A 21693-nucleotide genomic window follows, 5' to 3' on the forward strand; every position below is an offset into this window, starting at 1 on the left:
ACCGGTGGCGCCGGCCACCGGCGCCCCGCTGCCGCACCCGGCCACGAAAGGTGATCACCGTGAGCGCGTACCAGGACCAGCGGGTCGTCGTCACCGGTGCGGGCGGCGGCATCGGCGCCGCCCTCGCCCACCGCTTCGCCGCCGAGGGCGCCACCGTGGTGGTCAACGACCTCGACCCCGCCAAGGCCGCGTCGGTGGCCGCCGGGATCGGCGCCCGCGCCGTCGCGGTGCCCGGCGACGCCTCGGCGATCGTGGCGCAGGCGCGCGAGGCCCTCGGCGGCACGATCGACGTGTACTGCGCCAACGCCGGACTCGCCTCGGGCGGCGACGCCTTCGCCGACGAGGCCGTGTGGGAGGCCGCCTGGGACACCAACGTCATGGCCCACGTCCGCGCGGCCAGGCTGCTGCTGCCCGACTGGCTGGAGCGGGGGAGCGGCCGGTTCGTGTCCACCGTCTCCGCCGCCGGGCTGCTGACCATGATCGGCGCGGCGCCGTACAGTGTCACCAAGCACGGTGCGCTCGCCTTCGCGGAGTGGCTCTCGCTGACCTACCGCCACCGCGGGGTCGACGTCCACGCCATCTGCCCGCAGGGAGTGCGCACCGACATGCTGACCGCCGCGGGCTCGGCGGGCGAACTCGTCCTCGCACCGACCGCGATCGAGCCGGACGCGGTGGCGGACGCACTGTTCGACGGCATGGAGAAGGGCCGGTTCTTGATCCTCCCGCACCCCGAGGTGGCGGACTACTACGCCGCGCGCGCCACCGATCCGGACCGCTGGCTGGGGGGCATGAACCGCCTCCAGCGCACGTGGGAGGCCAGGTGAGCCCGCCGGCCGCCCCTGAGGACTCCCCGTACGCGGCCCGGCCCTGGCTCGGGCTGCTCAGCCCGGCCCAGCGCGCCCCCGTCGCGCCACCGCCCACGGTGCTGCACGCCTTCCGCGCCGCCGCGGCCCGGGTGCCCGGGCGCACCGCCCTGGCCTACTTCGACGGCCGCACCGGCTACGCCGAGGCCGACGCGCTCTCCGACTCGGTCGCCGGACACCTCGCGCGGCGGGGCGTCCGGCGCGGCGACCGGGTCGCCGTCATGCTCCAGAACACCCCGCACTTCGTGCTCGCCGTCCTCGCCGCCTGGAAGGCGGGCGCGGTGGTCGTCCCGCTGAACCCGATGTACAAGTCCGGCGAGGTCGGACACGTCCTCGGCGACTCCGGGGCCGTCGCGCTCGTCTGCGACGTCCGGGCGTGGAGCGCGTACCTGGGCGGGGCCGTGCGGGGCAGCGCCGTGCGCACCGTCCTGACCGCGAGCGACCTGGACTTCCAGACGCGGAACGACCCCCGCGTCCTGCGGATCACGGACGGGCCCGCCGACGGGACCGCCGGCCTTCCCCTCGGTGCCGACGCCGGTGCCGAAGCCGACGCCGGTGCCGAAGCCGAAGCCGAAGCCGCCGACCCGGGCCGGGTCGCCGACCTGACCGCCGTCGCCCGCCACGGCCACCCGGCCCCGGACGACCCCCGCCTCGCCGCCGCGGACACCGCGCTGATCAGCTACACCTCCGGCACCAGCGGCGCCCCCAAGGGCGCGCTCAACCCGCACGGTGCGCTCACCTACAACGCCGCCCGCCAGGTGACCGGCCACCCGCTCCCCGAGGGCGCCACCTACTTCGCCCTCGCGCCCCTCTTCCACATCACCGGCATGGTCTGCCAGCTCGCCGCCTGCTTCGCCAACGCGGGCACCCTCGCCCTCGCCCACCGTTTCGACGCCGGCGCCGTCCTCGACGCCTTCCTCGAGCACCGCCCCGCCTACGCGGTCGGCCCGGCCACCGCCTTCATGGCCCTGGCCGCCCACCCGGGCGCCACCCCCGACCACTTCGCCTCGTTCCAGGTGCTCTCCTCCGGCGGAGCCCCGCTGCCGCCCGCGCTCGTCGAGCGGCTGCGCGCCGCCTACGGCTTCTACCTCCGCAACGGCTACGGCCTCACCGAGTGCACCGCCCCCTGCGCCTCCGTCCCCGTCCACCTCGAAGCGCCCGTCGACCCCGTCTCCGGCACCCTCTCGGTGGGCGTGCCCGGCGCCGACACCGTCGTACGGATCCTCGACGAGCAGGGCGCCGAGCTCCCCTTCGGCGAGGCCGGCGAGATAGCCGTCCGCGGCCCCCAGGTCGTACCCGGCTACTGGGGCCTGCCCGAGGACACCGCCCGGGCCTTCCCGGACGGCGAACTGCGCACCGGCGACGTCGGGTTCATGGACCCGGCCGGCTGGCTCTACGTCGTCGACCGCAAGAAGGACATGATCAACGCCTCCGGCTTCAAGGTCTGGCCGCGCGAGGTCGAGGACGTGCTCTACACCCACCCCGCCGTCCGCGAGGCGGCCGTGGTCGGCGTCCCGGACCCGTACCGCGGGGAGAGCGTGAAGGCGTACGTCAGCCTGCGCCCCGGCACCTCGGCCACGCCGCAGGAGCTGTCCGCGTACTGCGCCGCGCGCATCGCCGCGTACAAATACCCGCGCCAGGTGGAGATCCTGCCTGTCCTTCCGAAGACGACCAGTGGCAAGATCCTGCGACGGGAACTGCGCGACCGCGGCTGAAAACAGCCGGACGGCCGCCCGGGGCACGACGAAGCACACGGAAGGAAGGTCAGCGCCATGGCGGCCAGGACCACGGAGCCCGAGGGCACGCACGAAGCGCCGGTACCGCAGCGCCTGCTGGCCGTCGCCACCAGGCTGTTCGCCGAGCGCGGCTACGACCGCACCTCGGTCCAGGAGATCGTCGAGGCGGCCGGCGTCACCAAGGGCGCGCTCTACCACTACTTCGGTTCCAAGGACGACCTGCTGCACGAGGTGTACGCGCGGATGCTGCGCCTGCAGCAGCAGCGGCTCGACGCGGTGGCCGGATCCGACGCCCCGGTGGAGGAGCGACTGCGCGCGGCCGCCGCCGACGTGGTCGTCACCACCATCGAGAACCTCGACGACGCGATGATCTTCTTCCGGTCGATGCACCAGCTCAGCCCGGAGAAGTTCAAGCAGGTGCGGGCGGAGCGCCGGCGCTACCACGAGCGGTTCCGGGCCCTGGTCGAGGAGGGCCAGCGCACCGGGGTCTTCTCCACGGCCACCCCCGCCGACCTGGTCGTCGACTACCACTTCGGGTCCGTGCACCACCTCTCCACCTGGTACCGCGCGGACGGCCCGCTCACGCCGCAGCAGGTCGCCGACCACCTCGCGGACCTGCTGCTGCGCGCCCTGCGGCCCTGAGGGCTCACCCCGCGAGGGCGGGGTAGTCGGTGTACCCCTCCGGCCCCTGGACGTACATCAGGAACTCCGGGCGGAGCGCGTTGAGGGGGGCGCCGGTGCGCAGCCGTTCGACGAGGTCGGGGTTGGCGAGGAAGCCGCGGCCGAGCGCGACCAGGTCGGCGCCCCCGGCCAGCAGGCGCTCGGCGCGCAGCAGGCCCCCGTCGGCGGCGACCTCCTCGTGGGAGAGCGCCGGGTTGGCGATCAGCGTGCCGGGCCATGCCCTGCGGAGGTCCGCGTACAGGGGGTGGTCCGGGTCGGCGTGGATCTGGTGGAGGTAGGCCGGCTCCAGTTCGGCCAGCGCCCCCAGCAGCGCCGGGTAGAGCTCTCCGGTGTCCCCCTCCTCAATGGCGTTCACGCTCCCCCCGGGGGAGATGCGCACCCCGACCCGCTCCGGGCCCACCGCTTCGGCGACCGCCCGCACCACCTCGACGGTGAACCGGATCCGGCCCTCCACGGAACCGCCCCAGGCGTCGGTGCGGCGGTTGGTGTTCCGGGACAGGAACTGGTGGAGCAGGTGCCCGTTGGCGGAGTGCACCTCCACTCCGGCGAAGCCCGCCGCGACGGCGTTGCGGGCGGCGGTCGCGAAGTCGGCGACGGTGTCCGCGATGTCCCGGGCCGTCATCGCGCGCGGCGCCACGGCGTCCCGGAGCCCGCCGGGCGTGTGCAGCGGCTCGGGGAACACCACCGCCGACGGGGCCACCGGGACGTGCCCGCTGGTGTCGGGGTGGCCGACCCGGCCGCCGTGCTGGAGCTGGAGGAACATCCGCCCGCCGGCCGATCCCACCGCCTCGGTGACCCGCCGCCAGCCGGCGATCTGCGCGGGCGTGTGGATGCCGGGGATGTGCGGGTAGGTCTGGCCGACGGCGTTCGGCGTGGTGCCCTCCGCGATGATCAGACCGGCCGAGGCGCGCTGGGCGTAGTACGCGGCCATGAGCCCGCCCGGGACCCCGTCCGCGCCGGCGCGGTTGCGCGTCAGCGGCGCCATCACCAGCCGGCTGGGCAGCTCCAGGGGGCCGAGGCGGGCGGGCTCGAAGAGGCGGGATGCGGCGGTCGCCCGCTGTGTCTGCGTCATGCCGGTACCGTAGAAGTTCACACTGATGTGAGGTTCAAGTCCCGTGGTGCGCCGTGCCCCGGGACCTGCGGCCGGACCGGGGGCGGGACATGCGGATCGGTGAACTGGCGGCGCGCACCGGCGTCAGCGAGCGCTCGCTGCGCTACTACGAGGAGCAGGGCCTGCTGGTGTCCGGCCGGACGCCCGGCGGCCACCGGGACTTCCCCGAACGGGCCGTGGACCGGGTCATCCGCATCCAGGAGCTCTACGCCGCCGGCCTGCACAGCACGAAGATCGCGCGGATCCTGCCCTGCATGCGCGACGAGGACGGCGGTCCCTCGCTGCGCGCCACCCCGGCGCTGGTGGCCGAACTGGCCACCGAGCGGGACCGGATCGAGCGGATGATCGGCGAGCTGGAGCGCTCCCGCGAGGTGCTGGACGAGGTGATCGACGCGGCCGCGGGCCGCGGCGCGGCCGACCCCCGCTGAGGGGCGGCGCCGACGCGGCCGCGGGCCCGTACGCCCGTCAGCCCAGGGGAACGACCTTGCGGCCCCAGGTCGCCTCGGCCACGCCGGCGAAGGAGACGTACCAGGCGATGCCCGCGCACAGCAGGCCGAGCCAGCCGCCGGCGTGGCCGAGCGCGGTGACCTGGGTCAGGTCACCCAGCGCCAGGAAGAGGAAGGTCAGGGCGAGGACCGTGAACAGCGCGCGGTGCGCGAGGTCCAGCTTGAGGGCCGCGACCGCCATGTACGAGGTGAAGACGAACCAGGCGACGAGGAACCAGCCGGTGGCGAGGTGCGCCTGGTCGGCCGGCAGGGTCGGGACGACGAACTTCACGTAGCCCGCGAAGGACATCCAGAACGCGCCGTACGAGACGAACGCCGTGGTCCCGAAGGTGTTCCCGCGCCGGAACTCCAGCAGGCCGGCGACGAACTGCGCGAGGCCGCCGTAGAAGAGGGCGAGCGGCAGGACGACCGCGCTGAGGGCGGTGTTCGAGACCAGGCCCGAGTTGAACAGGCTGAGCACGAACGTGGTCAGGGCGAACGCGGCCAGGCCGAGGGGCCCGGCATCGGCCGACGGCTGCGCGGCGGCGGGAAGGGACGCGGGACCGGGGGCGGGGGCGGCCTCGGGACGGGTGGCCCGCGGGGCGGGGGCCAGGGCGGAGCTGGGCATGGCTGAGGGCACTTTCGGTGGGGGTAATCCGAATATATCGGACTTCGCGACTGGTCTGGACCACTAGAAGTCCCCCGCCCGGGCCCGAAGTCCCCCGCCCGGGCCCGAAGTCCCCTGCCCGGGCCCGAAGTCCCGTACCCCGCCCGGGTCCGAAGCCCCGGCACCCGTCCCGCTCCGAAGCCCCGGCCGGGCCCGGCCCGGGTCCGAGTCCGGGCCGGGCCCGGCCGGGTCCGAGTCCCGGACCGAGGATCCGGGCCGGGACCGTTCCGGGCCGTCCGCCGGAGGCTACTGGTAGCGCTTCAGCTCCCGCCGGGCCAGGGACCGCTGGTGCACCTCGTCCGGGCCGTCGGCCAGCCGCAGCGTCCGCGCCGCCGCCCACAGCTCGGCCAGCGGGAAGTCCTGACTCACCCCGCCCGCGCCGTGCAACTGCACCGCCTGGTCCAGGATCGCCACCACCGCCCGCGGCGTCGCGATCTTGATGGCCTGGATCTCGGAGTGCGCGCCCCGGTTGCCGACCGTGTCCATCAGCCAGGCCGTCTTCAGCACCAGCAGCCGCGCCTGCTCCACCGACACCCGCGCGTCCGCGATCCAGTTCTGCACGACGCCCTGCGCCGCCAGCGGCTTGCCGAAGGCCGTGCGCTCCAGCGCCCGCCGGCACATGAGCTCGATGGCGCGCTCCGCCATGCCGATCAGCCGCATGCAGTGGTGGATGCGGCCCGGACCCAGCCGGGCCTGGGCGATGGCGAAGCCGCCGCCCTCCTCGCCGATCAGGTTCGCCGCCGGGACCCGCGCCCCGTCGAAGACGACCTCGGCGTGGCCGCCGTGGTCGTGGTCCTCGTACCCGTACACCGTCATGGCCCGGCGGATCTCGACGCCCGGAGTGTCCCGCGGGACCAGGATCATCGACTGCTGGCGCCGCGGATCGGTCCCGTCTGGATCGGTCTTGCCCATCACGATGAAGACCGCGCAGTCCGGGTTCATCGCCCCGGAGATGAACCACTTGCGCCCGGTGACCACGTACGTGTCGCCCGAGCGCTCGATCCGGGTCTCGACGTTGGTCGCGTCGGAGGACGCCACCTCGGGCTCGGTCATCGCGAACGCGGACCGGATCTCCCCGGCCAGCAGGGGCTCCAGCCACTGCTTCTTCTGCTCCTCGTTCCCGAACTGGGAGAGCAGCTCCATGTTCCCCGTGTCCGGGGCGGCGCAGTTGGTCGCCGTCGGCGCCAGGTGCGGGCTGCGGCCGGTGATCTCGGCGAGCGGGGCGTACTGGAGGTTGGTCAGCCCGGCGCCGTGCTCCGCGTCGGGCAGGAAGAGGTTCCACAGGCCCTGGCGGCGCGCCTCGGCCTTCAGTTCACCGAAGACGGCCGGGGTGTCCCAGGGCGAGGCCAGCCGCGCGCGCTGCTCGGCAGCGACGGGCTCCGCCGGGTAGACGTACTCCTCCATGAACGCGAGGAGCCGCTCGCGGAGTTCCTCGGTCCGGGCGTCGAATGCGAAGTCCATGGGATGAGTGCCTCAGCCTTTCCGGAGGTCCTGCAGCGTGGTCAGTCCGTGCTCGATGAAGACCGGGACCAGCTCGCCGATCCGGTCGAAGCCGGCCCCGACGGTCTGCCCCAGCGTGTAGCGGTAGTGGATGCCTTCGAGGATCACCGCGAGCTTGAACCAGGCGAACGCCGTGTACCAGGCGATCGACCCGGTGTCGCGGCCGGAGCGGGCGGCGTACCGCTCGATCAGTTCGGCGGGTCGCGGATGGCCCGGCGCCGCGCTCGTCGTGCTGACCGGGGACTCGGTCAGGCCCAGGTCGGAGCTGTACATCACCAGCAGCCCCAGGTCGGTCAGCGGATCGCCGAGCGTGGACATCTCCCAGTCCAGCACCGCCCGGATCGCGTCGTCGGGCCCGCCGATCAGGACGTTGTCGAGGCGGAAGTCGCCGTGCACCACCGTCGGGGCGGGGGAGTCGGGCAGCGCCCGGCCGAGCGCGGCGTGCAGCTCGTCGATTCCGGCGAGCTCACGGCCCCGGGAGGCCGCCAGCTGCTTGCCCCAGCGGCGCAGTTGCCGGTCGAGGAAGCCGTCGGGGCGGCCGAAGTCGCCCAGCCCCACCGCCGCCGGAACCACCGCGTGCAGCTCGACGAGCGTGTCGACCAGTCCGAGCACCGCCCGCCGGGTCCGCTCCGGGCCGAGCGGGGCCAGCTCGCCGGCCGTCCGGTACGGCACCCCGTCCACGAACTCCATGACGTAGAACGGCGCCCCGAGCACGGACTCGTCCTCGCACAGCAGCACCGTCGCGGGTACCGGCACGGCCGTGTCCCGCAGGGCGGTGATGACCCGGTGCTCGCGCCGCATGTCGTGCGCGGTGGCCAGGACGTGTCCCAGCGGGGGCCGGCGCACCACCCAGCGGGAGGTGCCGTCGGTGACCTCGTAGGTGAGGTTGGACCGCCCGCCTTCGATGAGCCGGCCGCGCAGCGGACCGGCGACGAGTCCCGGACGCACCGCGTCGAGGTGGACGCGCAGCCGCTCCGGATCGAGGCCCCGGGGGCCGGCTGGGGCTGAGGACATGGTGCGCGCCTCCGTACGGAGTCGGGGGATGGTGCCGGACGGAACGATGCCATCATGCCGACCAGTCGGTATGCCGTCCAGAGGGCGGACCGAAAGAACACCTTTCGCCCTGAGGTGTCCATCCCGGTCACCCCGCCGCTCCCTTCGCCCGCCGCGTCACGCGTCACGCGTGGCAGGGGATCGGCGTCCCGCCGTTCAGCGCCGTCATGTCCCTCAGCACCGCCGGCACGTCCAGCGGGACGCCTTCGGGTTCCCCGGCCAGCTCCGCGTAGGCCCGGTGCAGGTTCGCCACCAGCCGTTCGCTCTCCCGCCAGGCCGCGAACTCGCCGAGGTCGGCGCCCCGCGCGGTCTCCAGCGGGGTCAGGCCCTTCGCCCGCCCCTCCCCGGCCAGCTCGGCCACGTACCGCAGGTAGCGTTCGGTGGCGTCGTACGCCGACGGGTCGGTGAGCGGCCCGTGCCCGGGTACGACGGTCTCCGCGTCCAGCGAGCGCAGCAGCTCCATGGCGCGCAGCGATCCGGCCAGGGAGCCCATCGCCAGGAACGGGGTCCCCTCCGCGAAGACCAGGTCCCCGGTGAACACGATCCGCCGGTCGGGCAGCCACACGACCGAGTCGCCGGTGGTGTGGGCGACGCCGGGGTGGATGACCCGCACCTCCGTCCCGCCGACGTGCAGGGTGATCCGGTCGTCGTAGGTCAGGTCGGGGGCGGTGATCTCGACCGCGCCGAAGTCCGTCGCGGGCCAGATCGTCTCCAGCTGGTGCCCGGCGGCGAGCTGCTCGGCCCGCGCGTTCTCGTGCCCGAGGATCATCGCACCGGGGGCGAACACGCCGTTGCCGTAGGTGTGGTCGCCGTGGTGGTGGGTGTTCACCACCGTGCGCGGGAGCGGAGCGTCGGCGGCCGTGACCGCGTCGCGCAGCGCGCGGGCCCGGCGCTCGGTGGCGGCGGTGTCGACGAGCAGCGTGCGGCCGCCGTCGGTCACGAAGCCGGCGTTGTTCAGGCACCAGCCCCCGTCCGGCTGGACGTAGGCGTACACCCCGGCGGCGGGCTGGACGAGGTACGGCTCCGCGACGGCCATCGCGCTCTCCCCGGGTCGCTCTGACAGGAGTTCAGCATCCTGCCAGGCATCGCGGCGCCGGGGGAGGGCGCTGTCCCGACGCCTTTCCCGGTCGGCGTCCCGGCCGGTGCTCCGACCGCGTCACCGCCCGGGACGCGCGGGGTCCGGCTCAGTGGTCGTCGTAGTGGCCGTCGTGCTCGGCGTGCCGGTGGCCGTCGTGCACGTAGTCGACGTGGTCCCCGTGCGGGACCGCCTCGTGCCCGCACGCGGAGCCGTGCGCGTGCGGGTGGCCCTCGTGGGCGGTGTGTCCGGCCGGCTCGCACTCGTCCCAGTGCCCGGAGTGCTCGCGGTGCAGGTGGCCGTCGTGCGCGTAGTCGACGTGGTCTCCGTGCGGTACCGCCCGGTGGCCGCAGTCGGCGCCGTGGGCGTGCTCGTGCGTGGGGTGTTCGTGGTGCAGGGTCGTCATGGCGCCGAGGCTAGTGGTGATCACCGTAAATCGCCTGTTATCGGGCGGTGGCGCGAAGAAGCCCGATCATCGGACGGAACGATCAGCCGATCAACGCCTGCAGCACGAGCAGTGCCATCGCGAAGACCGCCAGCGCCACCGTGCACGCCACCGCGGCCAGGGCGGCCCTGGGGGCCAGCCCCCGCGGCCGGGCCGCCGCCAGCTGTCGCATCCGCAGGTGCGCCACCCACAGGAACGCCAGCCAGAGCAGCACGATGATCCCCGCCCCGGCCGCGTCGGCCGGCGTACCCGGCCCGCGCATCGCCTGGCGCAGCCCCAGCACCGCCGCGACCGAGCAGGCCAGCGTCGTACGCCGCCACGCGAGGCGGGTCCGCTCCGGCTGCAGCCCGGCGTCGCGGGCCGCCGCGGGGGCGGTCACCGCCCCTTCGTCCAGCCCAGCAGCACGACCGCCATCATCGCCACCGCGACCAGCGCCACGCCCGCCGTCAGCACCACCGGGAACCGCGACAGCGGCAGGTCCTCGCCCCGCCGCATCGCCCGCTCGCACTTCGCCCAGTGGTTCACCGCCCGCACCGCGCAGGCGCCGCCGACCGCGAGCAGCGCCAGCGCCATCCCGACCCGTACCGCCCACCGCAGGTCCGGGAGGAACTGGTCCACCGCGAACCCGCCGCCCACCAGCGCCAGGGCGGTCCGGATCCAGGCGAGGAAGGTCCGCTCGTTGGCCAGCGAGAACCGGTAGTCGGGAGTCTCGCCCTCGTCCCTCAGCCGCTCGGGGGCGAACCAGAGGCGCATGTCCTTGACGAAGTCGATCACCCGGCCAATCTACTGGCCGGGCCCCCGGAACCCCCGCAGCCGCCGGTACGCCTCCAGCCCGTCCGGCACCCAGGGCCAGTCGCCGTCCGCCACCCGGCGCTCCAGCGCCGCCTCCGGCAGCCAGGTGTGCCAGTCCACCTCCGAGGCCTGCGGGTCGACCGGCAGCTCGCACCGCACCTCGTGCACGTACGACCACCAGGACCCGCCCGGCCCCTCGTACAGGAACTTGAACAGCGGTACGGGCTGCGGCAGCCCGCGCACCCCGAGCTCCTCCTCCGCCTCCCGCAGCGCGGCCCGCGGGTAGTCCTCGCCGGCCCCGACCACTCCGCCGACGAACATGTCGTAGTGCGCGGGGAAGACCAGCTTCGACGCCGTCCGGCGGTGCACGAAGACCCGCCCCGCCGCGTCGCGGGCCCGTACGAACACGCAGCGGTGGATCAGCCCGCGGGCGTACACCTCGCCGCGCGGGGCGCGCCCCGTCACCCGGTCGTCCCGGTCCACCACGTCCAGCAGTTCGTCAGCAGCACTCACACGGTTCATCCAACCATCCCTGTTGACGGGTTACCGGTCCGTAGCCAAGGATCGCCCCACCACCGACGGAGGACGGGTTTCGCATGACGTACGACGCAGACGTGATCGTGATCGGGGCCGGGCTCGCGGGCCTGGCGGCCACCGCCGAGCTCGTCGACGCCGGCCGCAAGGTGATCCTGCTCGACCAGGAGCCGGAGCAGTCGATCGGCGGCCAGGCGCACTGGTCCTTCGGCGGCCTGTTCTTCGTGGACTCGCCCGAGCAGCGCCGGATGCGGATCAAGGACACCCGGGACCTCGCCCTCCAGGACTGGCTGGGGACCGCCGGGTTCGACCGCGAGGAGGACGCCTGGCCGCGCCGCTGGGCCGAGGCGTACATCGACTTCGCGGCGGGCGAGAAGCGCTCCTGGCTGCACCGCCAGGGCGTGCGCTTCTTCCCCGTCGTCGGCTGGGCCGAGCGCGGCGGCTACGACGCCAACGGCCACGGGAACTCCGTCCCCCGCTTCCACATCACCTGGGGCACCGGCCCCGGACTGGTCGAACCCTTCGAGCGCCGGGTCCGGGCCGGGGTCGCCCGCGGCCTGGTGCAGCTGAAGTTCCGCCACCGCGTCACCGGCCTCTCCCGTACGGCGGGCTCCGTGGACACCGTCACCGGCGAGGTCCTGGAGCCCTCCGACGCCGTACGGGGCGCCGCGAGCGGCCGCGGGGCCACCGGCTCCTTCTCGCTGCGGGCCCAGGCCGTGATCGTGACCAGCGGCGGCATCGGCGGCAACCACGACCTGGTCCGCGCCCAGTGGCCCGCGCGCCTCGGCACCCCGCCGCAGCGGATGCTCTCCGGCGTCCCGGCGCACGTGGACGGCCTGATGCTGGGCATCGCGGAAGCGGCGGGGGCCAGCCACATCAACAAGGACCGGATGTGGCACTACACCGAGGGCATCGAGAACTGGAACCCGATCTGGAACCGGCACGGCATCCGCATCCTGCCCGGCCCCTCCTCGCTCTGGCTGGACGCCACCGGCCGCCGGCTGCCCGTACCGCTCTTCCCGGGCTTCGACACCCTCGGCACGCTCGACCACATCATGAAGACCGGCCACGACCACACCTGGTTCGTGCTGAACCAGCGCATCATCGGCAAGGAGTTCGGGCTCTCCGGCTCCGAGCAGAACCCCGACCTCACCGGCCGGTCCGTCCGGCAGGTCATCGACCGGGCGCGCCAGGCCGTTCCGGGGCCGGTCAAGGCGTTCATGGACAACGGCGCCGACTTCGTCGTGGAGCGGGACCTGTCCGCGCTGGTCCGCGGGATGAACGCGGTCACCAAGGAGGACCTGCTCGACGAGTCGACCGTCCGCGACCAGGTCGTGGCCCGGGACCGGGAGATCGCCAACCCCTTCACCAAGGACCTCCAGGTGATGTCGATCCACGGCGCCCGCAGGTACCTCGGCGACAAGCTGATCCGTACGGCGGCCCCGCACCGCATCCTCGACCCCGCGGCCGGCCCGCTGATCGCCGTCCGGCTCTCGATCCTGACCCGCAAGTCGCTCGGCGGCCTGGAGACCGACCTCTCCTCGCGGGTCCTCACCGCGGAGGGCGAACCCCTGCCCGGCGTCTACGCGGCGGGGGAGGCGGCCGGGTTCGGCGGCGGCGGCGTCCACGGCTACCGGGCCCTGGAGGGCACCTTCCTCGGCGGCTGCCTCTTCTCGGGCCGGGCGGCGGGCCGCGCCGCCGCCCTGGCGGTCGGCTGACCCCCGCCGCCCCCGCCGCCCCCGCCGCCCCGGGCCTCCGGGCGGGCCCACCCCGCCCGGAGACCCCGCCGCGGGGTGGGTTTCAAGCCAGCCGCTCCACGACCCGGAACCGCTCCGCCACCACCTGCGTGTCGTCGTCGACCGTGTAGGCGGGATCGCCGAGGACCTCCCGCACCGGCCCGCTGTGCCAGAACCGTTCGTGCGCGGCGCGCCATTCGGCCACCGATCCGTACCCCTCGCCCTCGTCCAGCGCGTGCCGCAGGTCCACGTCGGCCAGCCGCAGCACCCGGACCCCGGTGACCTCGACGACGGCCACCGGGCGCTCGTCGGAATCCACCAGCACCGCCCGCTGCCCGGCCTCCGGCAGCGGCTCGCCCTCCGCCTCGTACTCGGGCAGCAGTCCGGTGGTCGAGGTCTTCGCGCCGCTCAGTACGGCCGCCACCAGCTGGTCGCGCAGGGGCCCGGGGAAGCCCAGCAGGTACGGGGGAAGGTCGTCGTATGTGCTCATGATCCGACCCTATGACAGGTCCGGCGGCCTCCCCGAGCCGACACGGGAGCCCCAACTCTCATCGCGCTCCATGCAGTTGAAACCCGCCACCCAGTGGACTGGACCTTGACTCGGAGCTGTGCGTACCGCTTTGCTGTCGGTGATCACCGGTTCGCTCACCGGTACCAAACCCCGACCACCCGGCCGTACCAGTCACGTGCAGCATGCACGCGTTTCGGCCAGAGTTTCGTCCCGTCCGCCCGCGCCCTGGAGGGAAAACCGCGGATGTCCCCGCCTCCGCCGCCCCTCGGCCGTGCCCGCAAGCGCGACGCCCAGCTCTTCGACCCCGCCCTGTGCGACGTCGAACTCGTCGACGTGCGGACACAGTTCAGCCAGGGCCGCTGGGCCAAGGTCCGCTCCCTGCTCGTCGGCACCGGCGACGACTGGGACCGCAGGGGCCACCGCATCGTCGTCCTCGCCGAAACCCCGACGGCCGGCGCCTGGGCCCGCGAATGGCTGCTCGCCGAACCCGGCAGCGCCGACGCCTCCACCCTCCTGGCCTGCGCCGCCGTCTTCACCGCGCTGCGCGGCAAGGGCTCCCCGGCCGCCGCCGAGGAGGCCTGCCGCCGCGCCGCCGCACTGCAGCCCGCGGATCCCACCCCCTGGCTGGGCCTGCTCCTGCTCTCGCGCGCCTTCGGCACCGAGGAGGAGTTCAGCCGTCACTTCGACCAGGTCCGGGCCCGGCACCGCGAGCACCACCACGCCCACCACCTGATGGTCGCCCGCCTCGCCGAGCGCGTCTGCGCCGGCGGCCAGGACCCGCTCCACGAGGTGTACGACTTCGCCGCCTGGGCCGCCGAGGAGTCCCCGGCAGACTCGCCGCTCGCCGTGCTCCCCGTCATCGCGCACGCCGAGCGCTACCGCGTGCTCGCCGCCGCCCACGGCCACGGACCCGAGCGTGCCGCCGAGCACTGGTCCGGCCGCCGCGCCCGCCAGGTGCTGCGCTCCGCCTTCGACTGGTGGCTGGAGTGGGAGCGCGAGGACCACCCGCGCAACCGGGTCGACCTCAACTTCCTCGCCCACGCGAAGCTCTGCGAGGGCCGCCCCGCCGAGGCCGCCGCCCTCTTCCACCGGATCGGCAGCCACGCCACCAGCGCCCCCTGGTCCTATCCGGACCTCGACCCGCACAAGGCCTTCCTCGCCGCGCGCAGTGCCGCGCTCGGGACCGCCTGACCCCCTCCGGACCACCCGTACTCCCGAAAGGACGCCGCCATGCCGACGGGCAGATCCACCACGCTCCAAGACCCGCCCGAGATACGCACGTACAAGGGCCAGGACCGCGCCCTGCGCGCCGACCGCCTGGGAACCGCCGGACTGCTGCTGTCCGTGCTCGCCGCCAGCGCGCCCCTGATGGTCGTCGCCGGCGTCATGCCCACGACCTTCGGCGTCATGGGCATCGTCGGCCAGCCCCTGCTCTTCGTCATCCTCGGCATCGTCCTCGCGCTCTTCAGCATCGGCTACGCCGAGATGAGCCGGCACGTCCACAACGCCGGCGCGTTCTACGCGTACATCGCCCGCGGCCTCGGCCCCACCGCCGGCGCGGGCGCCTCGCTCGTCGCCCTCGTCGCGTACAGCTCCATGCAGGTCGGCGTCTACGGCATCCTCGGCTTCGAGATCTCGGGCCTGTTCGCCACCTACCTGGACATCGAACTGGCCTGGTGGATCCCGGCCCTGCTCGCCGTCGCCGCGACCGGCGCCCTCGGCTGGCTGAAGATCGACCTGAACGCCAAGGTGCTCGGCGTCCTCCTCCTGATCGAGTGCGCCCTCGTCGTCATCTTCGACGTCGCCGCCCTCGGCAAGCCCGGCCCCGAAGGCCTCTCGCTCCACGCCTTCAACCCCGAGACCCTCGCCGGCGCCGGCCTCGGCACCGCCCTGTGCTTCTGCATCGCCGCCTTCGTCGGCTTCGAGCAGTCCCCGGTGTACGCCGAGGAGACCAGCAAGCCGCACATCGTCGTCTCCCGGGTGATGTTCCTCGCCGTCGGCTTCGTCGCCCTCTTCTTCGCCTTCAGCTCCTGGGCCCTGACCGTCGCCACCGGCCCCTCGGAGGTCGTGAAGACCTCCGCCGAAGCCGGCCCCGGCCTGCTCTTCCAGCTCACCCAGGACCGCCTCGGCGGCACCTTCACCGACGTCCTGCACGTCCTGTTCGTGACCGGCATGTTCGCGGCCGTCCTCAGCTTCCACAACGTGGTCGCCCGCTACGCCTTCGCCATGGGCCGCGAGGGCCTCCTCCCGGCCGCCTTCGGCCGGACCAACCCCGGCACCGGGGCCCCCGGCACCGGCTCCCTGCTCCAGACCGGCATCGCCGCCGTCGTGGTGATCGCCTTCGCGGTCACCGACGACCTGCCCGCCGGCGACCCGACCGCCCCCGTGCTGCACCTCTTCACCTGGATGGGCAGCGTCGGCGCCCTCGGCATCACCCTGCTGATGGCCGCCGCCTCCTTCGCCGTCATCGCCTTCTTCGTCCGCCGCGGCACCGCCGGCGCCCAGGTCTGGCGGCTCGTCGCGGCCGGCGCCGCCGGCCTCGCGCTCCTCGGCATCGCCGTCTACACCGTCAAGGACTTCGGCGTCCTCGTCGGCGCCGAGAAGGGCTCCGCCCTCAGCTGGGCCCTGCCCGGCATCATCGGCGCGGCCGTCGTGATCGGCCTGCTCTACGGAGCGGTGCTGCGCCGCCGCCGCCCCGAGGTGCACGCCCGCATCGGCCTGGGCAACGAAGCCTTCCGCCTCGACCAGGCGGCGGAGGCCAACACCAGCGACTAGCCTCGCTTTCCAGCTTCCCCGAAGCCCCCGACACCCCATTCCAAGGTCGTCGGGGGCTTCGGTGCGCATGGGGGCGTTTTTGGCGGGTAGCGGAGGCCCGTGGTCTCCTGGGGCGATCAAAACGGCCGGACCACCGCACAGGGGACATCACCCAGCTCCCCGACGGCAGCCCGGGCCCTGCCTGTCCCACCCACGAAGGCGAAGTCGTACATGAGTGACCTGAGTGACCGCACCCTGGCCGAGGCCCCCGCCCCGCCGTCGGCCCCGGCGGCGCCCGCCCGCCACGTCGACGCCGGCGACGAGGGCTACAGCAAGGACCTCAAGTCCCGCCACATCAACATGATCGCGATCGGCGGGGCGATCGGCACCGGCCTCTTCCTCGGCGCGGGCGGCCGCCTCGCCGGAGCCGGGCCCTCCCTCGCCATCGCCTACGCGGTCTGCGGCGTCTTCGCCTTCTTCGTCGTCCGCGCCCTCGGCGAGCTCGTGCTCTACCGCCCCTCCTCCGGAGCCTTCGTCTCCTACGCCCGCGAGTTCATGGGGGAGAAGGGCGCCTACACGGCCGGCTGGCTGTACTTCCTCAACTGGTCCACGACCACCGTCGCCGACATCACGGCCGCCGCCACCTACGCCCACTTCTGGTCGCTGTTCACCGACGTGCCCCAGTGGGTCCTCGCCTTCGCCGCCCTCGCCATCGTCCTCACCGCGAACCTGATCTCGGTGAAGTACTTCGGCGAAATGGAGTTCTGGTTCTCCCTGGTCAAGGTCGCCGCCCTGACGGTCTTCCTGCTCGTCGGCATCTACCTCGTCGCGACCAGCCACCCCATCGACGGCCACACCCCGGGCCTGTCCACCATCTCCGACAGCGGCGGGCTCTTCCCCGTGGGCATGCTCCCGATGCTCCTGGTGATCCAGGGCGTGGTCTTCGCGTACGCCTCCGTCGAGCTGTGCGGCGTCGCCGCCGGCGAGACCGAGAACCCCGAGAAGATCATGCCGAAGGCGATCAACTCGATCATGTGGCGCGTCGGCATCTTCTACGTCGGCTCGGTCGTCCTCCTCGCGCTGCTGCTCCCGTACACCGCGTACTCCTCCGACCAGAGCCCCTTCGTCACCGTCTTCGACAAGCTGGGCGTCCCCGGCGCCGCGGGCATCATGAACCTCGTCGTCCTGACCGCCGCCCTCTCCAGCCTGAACTCCGGCCTCTACTCCACGGGCCGCATCCTGCGCTCGATGGCCATGTCCGGCTCCGCCCCCAAGTTCACCGGCGTCATGAACAAGGGCAAGGTCCCCTACGGCGGCGTGCTCTTCACCGCCGCCTTCGGCATCGCCGGCGTCGGCCTCAACTACTTCATGCCGTCCGACGCCTTCGAGATCGTCCTGAACTTCGCCTCGCTCGGCATCCTGGGCACCTGGGCCATGGTCATGCTCTGCTCGCTCCACTTCTGGCGCCGCGCCCGCCAGGGCCTCCTGGAGCGCCCCTCCTACCGGCTGCCCTGGGCCCCGTACACCCAGCTCGTGACCCTGCTCTTCCTCGCCACGGTCCTGGTCCTGATGTGGTCGGACGGCGGCGTGGGCCGCACCACGGTCCTGTGCGTCCCGCTCATCGGCGCGGCCCTGGTGGGCGGCTGGTTCCTGGTCCGCCGCCGCGTAGCCGAAATCGCCGCAACCCGCTCCTGAACCGCGCCCGGGTACGGGAACCCCGCCACGGGGCCCCGTACCCGGGCGTCCCCCCCCGGCGGAGCACGACGAAAAGGACCCCGCCGAAGCGGGGTCCTTCTTTTGTGTCCGAGGGGGGACTTGAACCCCCACGCCCGATAAAGGGCACTAGCACCTCAAGCTAGCGCGTCTGCCATTCCGCCACCCGGACTAGGTGTCTGTCTCGCGTCCCTCGCGGGCCGTTCCGACGTGGAAAACATTACCAAACATTCCGGGGTCCTCGATCACACCCCCCGGCGGCCGGGATCGCCCTTGGGGAGAACGGTCCGGCGGGGCGAGGATGGGAGGCAGTCCGGTACCGATCAGTGGGAGGAACAGCGTGAGCGAGTCGAGCGCGGGCAGGACCGTCTCCGGCGAGGACGAGGTGGTGGACCTCTGCCGGGACCTCATCCGGATCGACACCAGCAACTACGGGGACCACTCGGGCCCGGGCGAGCGCAAGGCGGCCGAGTGGGTCGCCGAGCAGCTCGCGGAGGTCGGGCTGGAGCCGCAGATCTTCGAGTCGCACAAGGGGCGCGCCTCCACGGTGGCCCGGATCGAGGGCGAGGACCCGTCGCGGCCCGCCCTGCTGATCCACGGGCACACCGACGTGGTCCCGGCCAACGCCGCCGACTGGACCTACGACCCCTTCGCGGGCGAGATCGCCGACGGCTGCCTGTGGGGCCGCGGCGCCGTCGACATGAAGGACATGGACGCGATGACGCTGGCCGTCGTGCGCGACCGGATGCGCAGCGGGCGCAAGCCCCCGCGCGACATCGTCCTGGCCTTCCTCGCCGACGAGGAGGCCGGCGGGATCTACGGGGCCCGGCACCTCGTCGACAAGCACCCGGGGCTGTTCGAGGGCGTCACCGAGGCGATCGGCGAGGTCGGCGGTTTCTCCTTCACCGTCAACGAGAACCTGCGCCTCTACCTGGTGGAGACCGCCCAGAAGGGCATGCACTGGATGCGCCTGACGGTGGAGGGCACCGCCGGGCACGGATCCATGACCAACAACGACAACGCCATCACGGAGCTGTGCGAGGCCGTGGGCCGCCTCGGCCGCCACCAGTGGCCGGTGCGGGTGACCAAGACCGTACGGTCGTTCCTCGACGAGCTGTCCGACGCGCTCGGCACCCCGCTGGACCCCGACAACATGGACGCCACGCTCGCCAAGCTGGGCGGCATCGCCAAGATGGTCGGCGCCACGCTGCGCAACTCGGCCGCCCCGACGATGCTCGGCGCCGGCTACAAGGTCAACGTGATCCCCGGCCAGGCCACGGCCCACGTGGACGGCCGCTTCCTGCCCGGGTACGAGGACGAGTTCTTCGCCGACCTCGACCGCATCCTCGGGCCGCGGGTGAAGCGGGAGGACGTGCACGGGGACAAGGCGCTGGAGACGGACTTCGACGGCCGGCTCGTCGACGCCATGCAGGGCGCGCTGCGGGCCGAGGACCCCATCGCGCGGGCGGTGCCGTACATGCTGTCGGGCGGTACGGACGCGAAGTCCTTCGACGACCTCGGCATCCGCTGCTTCGGCTTCGCGCCGCTGCAGCTCCCGCCGGAGCTGGACTTCGCCGGGATGTTCCACGGCGTGGACGAGCGGGTGCCGGTCGACGGGCTGAAGTTCGGCGTGCGGGTGCTCGACCGATTCATCGACAACGCCTGAGATTCGCAGAGGTGTGCGCATTCCACTGAGAAGAGTGAATGCGCTCATACGCTCGTAGCCCTGGTGATCCCTCCTCGTTACAGGTGGTGCGGTCCGCGGCTGGGACCGCATTGCCTACTAGGAGGAACAATGATCAAGAAGGTTGTAGCCGCTGCGGCTGCCACTGGTGGCCTCGTTCTCGCGGGTGCGGGTCTGGCCGTCGCCGACGCGGGTGCCCAGGGTGCGGCCATCGGGTCCCCCGGTGTCCTGTCCGGCAACGTCGTCCAGGTTCCGGTTCACGTTCCCGTGAACGTCTGCGGCAACACGATCTCCGTGATCGGCCTGCTGAACCCGGCCTTCGGCAACACCTGCGTCAACGCCTGACGCGTCTGAACCACCGGGCCCCGGAACGCATTCCAGCGTTCCGGGGCCGCCGGGCTTTCCGGCCCGGTTCCACGGTCTTCGGCGGGTCGGCGGGGGAACCTGTACGGCCGGGCCGCCTGGGCCGCGCCCGAACACGTACACACCAGGGGACGAGTACAGATGCGACGACCGGCACAGGTCACCAGGAAGACCCTGATCACCATGGCGGCCGCGGGGGGTGTCCTCGCCCTCGGCGGGGGATACGCGCACGCGGACGCCGGGGCATCGGGGAAGGCGGCGAACTCGCCGGGACTGCTGTCCGGGAACCAGCTGCAGGCGCCCGTGGACGCGCCGGTGAACGCCTGCGGCAACACGGTGACGGTGGTGGGGGCCCTCAACCCGGCCTTCGGGAACCGCTGCGCCAACCTCCCGGGCAAGCCGACCCGCCCGGATCACCCGGGCCACCCCGGCCACCCCGGCCACCCGGGTCACCCCGGCGGCGGGGACGACGAGCCGTGCGACGACCACCCGGAACACCCGGGCAACCCCGGTACGCCGGGCAATCCTGGTTCCGAGAACCCGGGCAACCCGGGTACGCCCGGCACCCCCGGCTCCGAGAACCCCGGGAATCCGGGTACGCCCGGCACCCCGGGCTCGGAGAACCCGGGCACTCCGGGTACGCCGGGCAACCCCGGCACCGGCACTCCGGGTACGCCCGGCACCCCCGGTTCCGAGAATCCGGGCACCGGCACTCCCGGCACTCCCGGCACGCCGGGCAACCCCGGCACCGGCACCCCGGGTACGCCCGGCACCCCCGGCACCGGTACCCCCGGCAACCCCGGTCCCGGTTCGGTCACCCCCGTCACGCACCCCGGTCCGGGGACGGGCACGGGTACCGGTACCGGTGAGACGCCCGGGCTCGCCGCGACCGGCGCGGGCAGCGCCCTCACCGCCGGTCTCCCGCTCGCGGGCGGTCTGCTGCTGGCCGGCACCCTGCTCTACCGGCGCTCCCGCAACGCGGCGTGAAGTCCGCCGGTGACGCGGGCCCCCCCCCCGGGGCCCGCGTCACCGGCGTCACCAGGTCGCGCGGACCTGGCGGATGATCCGGCGGCGCAGTCGCACGCGGCGGCTGCCGTCCCGGTGCAGGGTCAGGCGGTCGAGTTCCCAGTTCCCGTACTCGGCATGATCGGTCAACAGGCGGGTCGCCTCCTTGCGAGGGACGCCGCGGGGTACGTACACGTCGACGAATTCGTATTCCGGCATCGCATCTATTGTGCGGGCAGAGCCCTGCTACGGATAGCGTCTACTCCATGTCTGATGCCGCTCTGCCCACTGTTGCCGAGGTACGCGCCGCCGCCGAGGCGGTCAAGGCCGCACTCGACCGTCACCTCGCCGCGGTCGAGCGCAGGACCGGGGACGAGGACCCGGACGTCTACGCCGCGTTCAACGAACTCGCCGCCGCCGCCGAGGAGTACGACGAACTCCTCTACGACCGCTACGACGAGGTCACCCCCTTCGAGATCCCCACGCCCGAGGACGGCGTGCCGTACGCCGGCCCCGCCGACCCGGCCGCCTTCAGCGTGCTCATCCGCCGGGACTACGCCGTGGTCGAGCCGCAGAGGCTGATCGCGCAGGCCGAGCGTGTCGCGGCGCACGACCGCGATGCCGAGCTCGTGAACGACGGCGGTACCGCGGGGGCGCTGGGCGTGCTCTTCGGGGAGTACGAGCCCGACGAGATCGCCTCCCGCTACAAGGAGTTCGGTCTGGAGGAGGGCGACTCCACCCTCTGGGTCGCGGCCTCGGAGGAGGTGGCCGAACCGGGGGAGTGGCTCAACTCGCCCTTCGAGCACACCGGTCCGGAGGACGTCCTGCACCGGTTCGACGTCAGCTCCGTCTTCGACGAGGAGAGCGACGAGTTCGACGACGAGGACGGGCCCGAGGACGACCGTGAGGACGAAGCGGCCGAGCCGGGGCTGACCCCGGCCTGACCCGGCCGCCGTGGCCCCCGCCCCGCGGGGCGGGGGCCACG

The 21693-nt window shown here is 73.2% G+C and carries 23 protein-coding genes and 1 tRNA gene; 12 read left to right on the forward strand and 12 right to left on the reverse strand.

Going from position 1 to position 21693, the window contains the following annotated elements:
• Positions 1-53: 53 nt before the first annotated feature.
• The 3 genes from ACZ6S8_RS12815 to ACZ6S8_RS12825 are packed head-to-tail and all read left to right on the forward strand — an operon-like array spanning position 54 to position 3241.
• Positions 54-824, forward strand: a complete 771-nt coding sequence (locus ACZ6S8_RS12815) for an SDR family oxidoreductase (protein WP_469455461.1) — start codon at positions 54-56, stop codon at positions 822-824.
• Positions 809-2578 (forward strand): class I adenylate-forming enzyme family protein, encoded by a 1770-nt coding sequence (locus ACZ6S8_RS12820; RefSeq protein WP_469455044.1) that lies wholly within the window; start codon positions 809-811, stop codon positions 2576-2578. The genes ACZ6S8_RS12815 and ACZ6S8_RS12820 overlap by 16 nt, the downstream gene beginning before the upstream one ends.
• Positions 2579-2635: 57 nt before the next feature.
• A complete protein-coding gene (locus tag ACZ6S8_RS12825; RefSeq protein WP_267722589.1) occupies positions 2636-3241 on the forward strand; it encodes a TetR/AcrR family transcriptional regulator in 606 nt (201 codons plus the stop codon).
• A gap of 4 nt (positions 3242-3245) precedes the next feature.
• Here ACZ6S8_RS12825 and ACZ6S8_RS12830 read toward each other — a convergent pair whose 3' ends face one another.
• Complete coding sequence (locus ACZ6S8_RS12830) at positions 3246-4352, reverse strand: alkene reductase (protein ID WP_469455047.1); 1107 nt, start codon at positions 4350-4352, stop codon at positions 3246-3248.
• Between the two features lie 89 nt (positions 4353-4441).
• Between ACZ6S8_RS12830 and ACZ6S8_RS12835 the strand changes: the two genes are divergently transcribed.
• Positions 4442-4819, forward strand: a complete 378-nt coding sequence (locus tag ACZ6S8_RS12835; RefSeq protein ID WP_469455048.1) for a MerR family transcriptional regulator — start codon at positions 4442-4444, stop codon at positions 4817-4819.
• 37 nt (positions 4820-4856) lie between these two features.
• On the opposite strand, the gene ACZ6S8_RS12840 is transcribed toward ACZ6S8_RS12835, so the two are convergent.
• The 8 genes from ACZ6S8_RS12840 to ACZ6S8_RS12875 all read right to left on the reverse strand — a co-directional run bounded on the left by ACZ6S8_RS12840 (position 4857) and on the right by ACZ6S8_RS12875 (position 10930).
• Complete coding sequence (locus ACZ6S8_RS12840; RefSeq protein WP_469455050.1) at positions 4857-5504, reverse strand: acetate uptake transporter; 648 nt, start codon at positions 5502-5504, stop codon at positions 4857-4859.
• A 285-nt stretch (positions 5505-5789) separates the two neighbouring features.
• The gene (locus ACZ6S8_RS12845) at positions 5790-7004 is read right to left on the reverse strand and encodes an acyl-CoA dehydrogenase family protein (RefSeq protein WP_469455051.1); all 1215 of its coding nucleotides are present in this window, start codon (positions 7002-7004) and stop codon (positions 5790-5792) included.
• Between the two features lie 12 nt (positions 7005-7016).
• A complete protein-coding gene (locus ACZ6S8_RS12850; protein WP_469455053.1) occupies positions 7017-8057 on the reverse strand; it encodes a phosphotransferase family protein in 1041 nt (346 codons plus the stop codon).
• A 163-nt stretch (positions 8058-8220) separates the two neighbouring features.
• Complete coding sequence (locus ACZ6S8_RS12855) at positions 8221-9132, reverse strand: MBL fold metallo-hydrolase (protein WP_469455054.1); 912 nt, start codon at positions 9130-9132, stop codon at positions 8221-8223.
• A gap of 148 nt (positions 9133-9280) precedes the next feature.
• Positions 9281-9577, reverse strand: coding sequence for a hypothetical protein (locus ACZ6S8_RS12860; RefSeq protein WP_469455055.1), 297 nt, complete (start codon positions 9575-9577; stop codon positions 9281-9283).
• Between the two features lie 82 nt (positions 9578-9659).
• Complete coding sequence (locus ACZ6S8_RS12865; protein WP_469455056.1) at positions 9660-9995, reverse strand: DUF202 domain-containing protein; 336 nt, start codon at positions 9993-9995, stop codon at positions 9660-9662.
• Complete coding sequence (locus ACZ6S8_RS12870) at positions 9992-10390, reverse strand: YidH family protein (protein ID WP_469455057.1); 399 nt, start codon at positions 10388-10390, stop codon at positions 9992-9994. Before ACZ6S8_RS12870 ends, ACZ6S8_RS12865 begins: the two co-directional genes overlap by 4 nt.
• 9 nt (positions 10391-10399) lie before the next feature.
• Positions 10400-10930, reverse strand: a complete 531-nt coding sequence (locus tag ACZ6S8_RS12875; protein WP_469455058.1) for an NUDIX hydrolase — start codon at positions 10928-10930, stop codon at positions 10400-10402.
• 74 nt (positions 10931-11004) lie between these two features.
• Here ACZ6S8_RS12875 and ACZ6S8_RS12880 point away from each other — a divergent pair, with 74 nt between their 5' ends.
• Positions 11005-12660: an FAD-binding dehydrogenase gene (locus ACZ6S8_RS12880; RefSeq protein ID WP_469455059.1), complete on the forward strand. Its 1656-nt coding sequence runs from the start codon at positions 11005-11007 to the stop codon at positions 12658-12660.
• 82 nt (positions 12661-12742) lie between these two features.
• On the opposite strand, the gene ACZ6S8_RS12885 is transcribed toward ACZ6S8_RS12880, so the two are convergent.
• Entirely contained in the window at positions 12743-13168 is a 426-nt protein-coding gene (locus tag ACZ6S8_RS12885; protein ID WP_469455061.1) for an ASCH domain-containing protein, read from the reverse strand.
• A gap of 264 nt (positions 13169-13432) precedes the next feature.
• Here ACZ6S8_RS12885 and ACZ6S8_RS12890 point away from each other — a divergent pair, with 264 nt between their 5' ends.
• The 3 genes from ACZ6S8_RS12890 to ACZ6S8_RS12900 all read left to right on the forward strand — a co-directional run bounded on the left by ACZ6S8_RS12890 (position 13433) and on the right by ACZ6S8_RS12900 (position 17638).
• Complete coding sequence (locus ACZ6S8_RS12890) at positions 13433-14380, forward strand: hypothetical protein (protein ID WP_469455063.1); 948 nt, start codon at positions 13433-13435, stop codon at positions 14378-14380.
• 39 nt (positions 14381-14419) lie between these two features.
• Positions 14420-15964: an APC family permease gene (locus ACZ6S8_RS12895; protein ID WP_469455065.1), complete on the forward strand. Its 1545-nt coding sequence runs from the start codon at positions 14420-14422 to the stop codon at positions 15962-15964.
• Between the two features lie 219 nt (positions 15965-16183).
• On the forward strand, positions 16184-17638 hold the full coding sequence (locus ACZ6S8_RS12900) for an amino acid permease (RefSeq protein WP_469455463.1): 1455 nt from the start codon (positions 16184-16186) through the stop codon (positions 17636-17638).
• Between the two features lie 105 nt (positions 17639-17743).
• On the opposite strand, the gene ACZ6S8_RS12905 is transcribed toward ACZ6S8_RS12900, so the two are convergent.
• Positions 17744-17828 (reverse strand) — tRNA-Leu (locus ACZ6S8_RS12905).
• A 168-nt stretch (positions 17829-17996) separates the two neighbouring features.
• Here ACZ6S8_RS12905 and ACZ6S8_RS12910 point away from each other — a divergent pair.
• The 3 genes from ACZ6S8_RS12910 to ACZ6S8_RS12920 all read left to right on the forward strand — a co-directional run bounded on the left by ACZ6S8_RS12910 (position 17997) and on the right by ACZ6S8_RS12920 (position 20690).
• Positions 17997-19322 carry a M20/M25/M40 family metallo-hydrolase gene (locus tag ACZ6S8_RS12910; protein ID WP_351278811.1) on the forward strand — a complete coding sequence of 442 codons (1326 nt, stop codon included), beginning with the start codon at positions 17997-17999 and terminating at the stop codon, positions 19320-19322.
• A gap of 129 nt (positions 19323-19451) precedes the next feature.
• Positions 19452-19685: a chaplin ChpH gene (gene chpH, locus ACZ6S8_RS12915; protein ID WP_383812603.1), complete on the forward strand. Its 234-nt coding sequence runs from the start codon at positions 19452-19454 to the stop codon at positions 19683-19685.
• Between the two features lie 159 nt (positions 19686-19844).
• Entirely contained in the window at positions 19845-20690 is an 846-nt protein-coding gene (locus tag ACZ6S8_RS12920) for a chaplin (protein ID WP_469455067.1), read from the forward strand.
• A gap of 48 nt (positions 20691-20738) precedes the next feature.
• Here the strand turns inward: ACZ6S8_RS12920 and ACZ6S8_RS12925 are convergent, their stop codons facing one another.
• Positions 20739-20927 carry a DUF5703 family protein gene (locus ACZ6S8_RS12925; protein WP_031146791.1) on the reverse strand — a complete coding sequence of 63 codons (189 nt, stop codon included), beginning with the start codon at positions 20925-20927 and terminating at the stop codon, positions 20739-20741.
• 47 nt (positions 20928-20974) lie between these two features.
• Between ACZ6S8_RS12925 and ACZ6S8_RS12930 the strand changes: the two genes are divergently transcribed.
• The gene (locus tag ACZ6S8_RS12930; RefSeq protein ID WP_469455069.1) at positions 20975-21652 is read left to right on the forward strand and encodes a hypothetical protein; all 678 of its coding nucleotides are present in this window, start codon (positions 20975-20977) and stop codon (positions 21650-21652) included.
• Positions 21653-21693: the final 41 nt, after the last annotated feature.

Source organism: Streptomyces sp. NPDC048461, assembly GCF_055587105.1.

Coding starts and splice junctions, on each gene's coding strand:
- ACZ6S8_RS12825 (WP_267722589.1), top strand. CDS start 2,636: ATGGCGGCCAGGACCACGGAGCCCGAGGGCACGCACGAAGCGCCGGTA.
- ACZ6S8_RS12830 (WP_469455047.1), bottom strand. CDS start 4,352: ATGACGCAGACACAGCGGGCGACCGCCGCATCCCGCCTCTTCGAGCCC.
- ACZ6S8_RS12835 (WP_469455048.1), top strand. CDS start 4,442: ATGCGGATCGGTGAACTGGCGGCGCGCACCGGCGTCAGCGAGCGCTCG.
- ACZ6S8_RS12840 (WP_469455050.1), bottom strand. CDS start 5,504: ATGCCCAGCTCCGCCCTGGCCCCCGCCCCGCGGGCCACCCGTCCCGAG.
- ACZ6S8_RS12845 (WP_469455051.1), bottom strand. CDS start 7,004: ATGGACTTCGCATTCGACGCCCGGACCGAGGAACTCCGCGAGCGGCTC.
- ACZ6S8_RS12850 (WP_469455053.1), bottom strand. CDS start 8,057: ATGTCCTCAGCCCCAGCCGGCCCCCGGGGCCTCGATCCGGAGCGGCTG.
- ACZ6S8_RS12855 (WP_469455054.1), bottom strand. CDS start 9,132: ATGGCCGTCGCGGAGCCGTACCTCGTCCAGCCCGCCGCCGGGGTGTAC.
- ACZ6S8_RS12860 (WP_469455055.1), bottom strand. CDS start 9,577: ATGACGACCCTGCACCACGAACACCCCACGCACGAGCACGCCCACGGC.
- ACZ6S8_RS12875 (WP_469455058.1), bottom strand. CDS start 10,930: ATGAACCGTGTGAGTGCTGCTGACGAACTGCTGGACGTGGTGGACCGG.
- ACZ6S8_RS12880 (WP_469455059.1), top strand. CDS start 11,005: ATGACGTACGACGCAGACGTGATCGTGATCGGGGCCGGGCTCGCGGGC.
- ACZ6S8_RS12885 (WP_469455061.1), bottom strand. CDS start 13,168: ATGAGCACATACGACGACCTTCCCCCGTACCTGCTGGGCTTCCCCGGG.
- ACZ6S8_RS12890 (WP_469455063.1), top strand. CDS start 13,433: ATGTCCCCGCCTCCGCCGCCCCTCGGCCGTGCCCGCAAGCGCGACGCC.
- ACZ6S8_RS12895 (WP_469455065.1), top strand. CDS start 14,420: ATGCCGACGGGCAGATCCACCACGCTCCAAGACCCGCCCGAGATACGC.
- chpH (WP_383812603.1), top strand. CDS start 19,452: ATGATCAAGAAGGTTGTAGCCGCTGCGGCTGCCACTGGTGGCCTCGTT.
- ACZ6S8_RS12920 (WP_469455067.1), top strand. CDS start 19,845: ATGCGACGACCGGCACAGGTCACCAGGAAGACCCTGATCACCATGGCG.
- ACZ6S8_RS12925 (WP_031146791.1), bottom strand. CDS start 20,927: ATGCCGGAATACGAATTCGTCGACGTGTACGTACCCCGCGGCGTCCCT.
- ACZ6S8_RS12930 (WP_469455069.1), top strand. CDS start 20,975: ATGTCTGATGCCGCTCTGCCCACTGTTGCCGAGGTACGCGCCGCCGCC.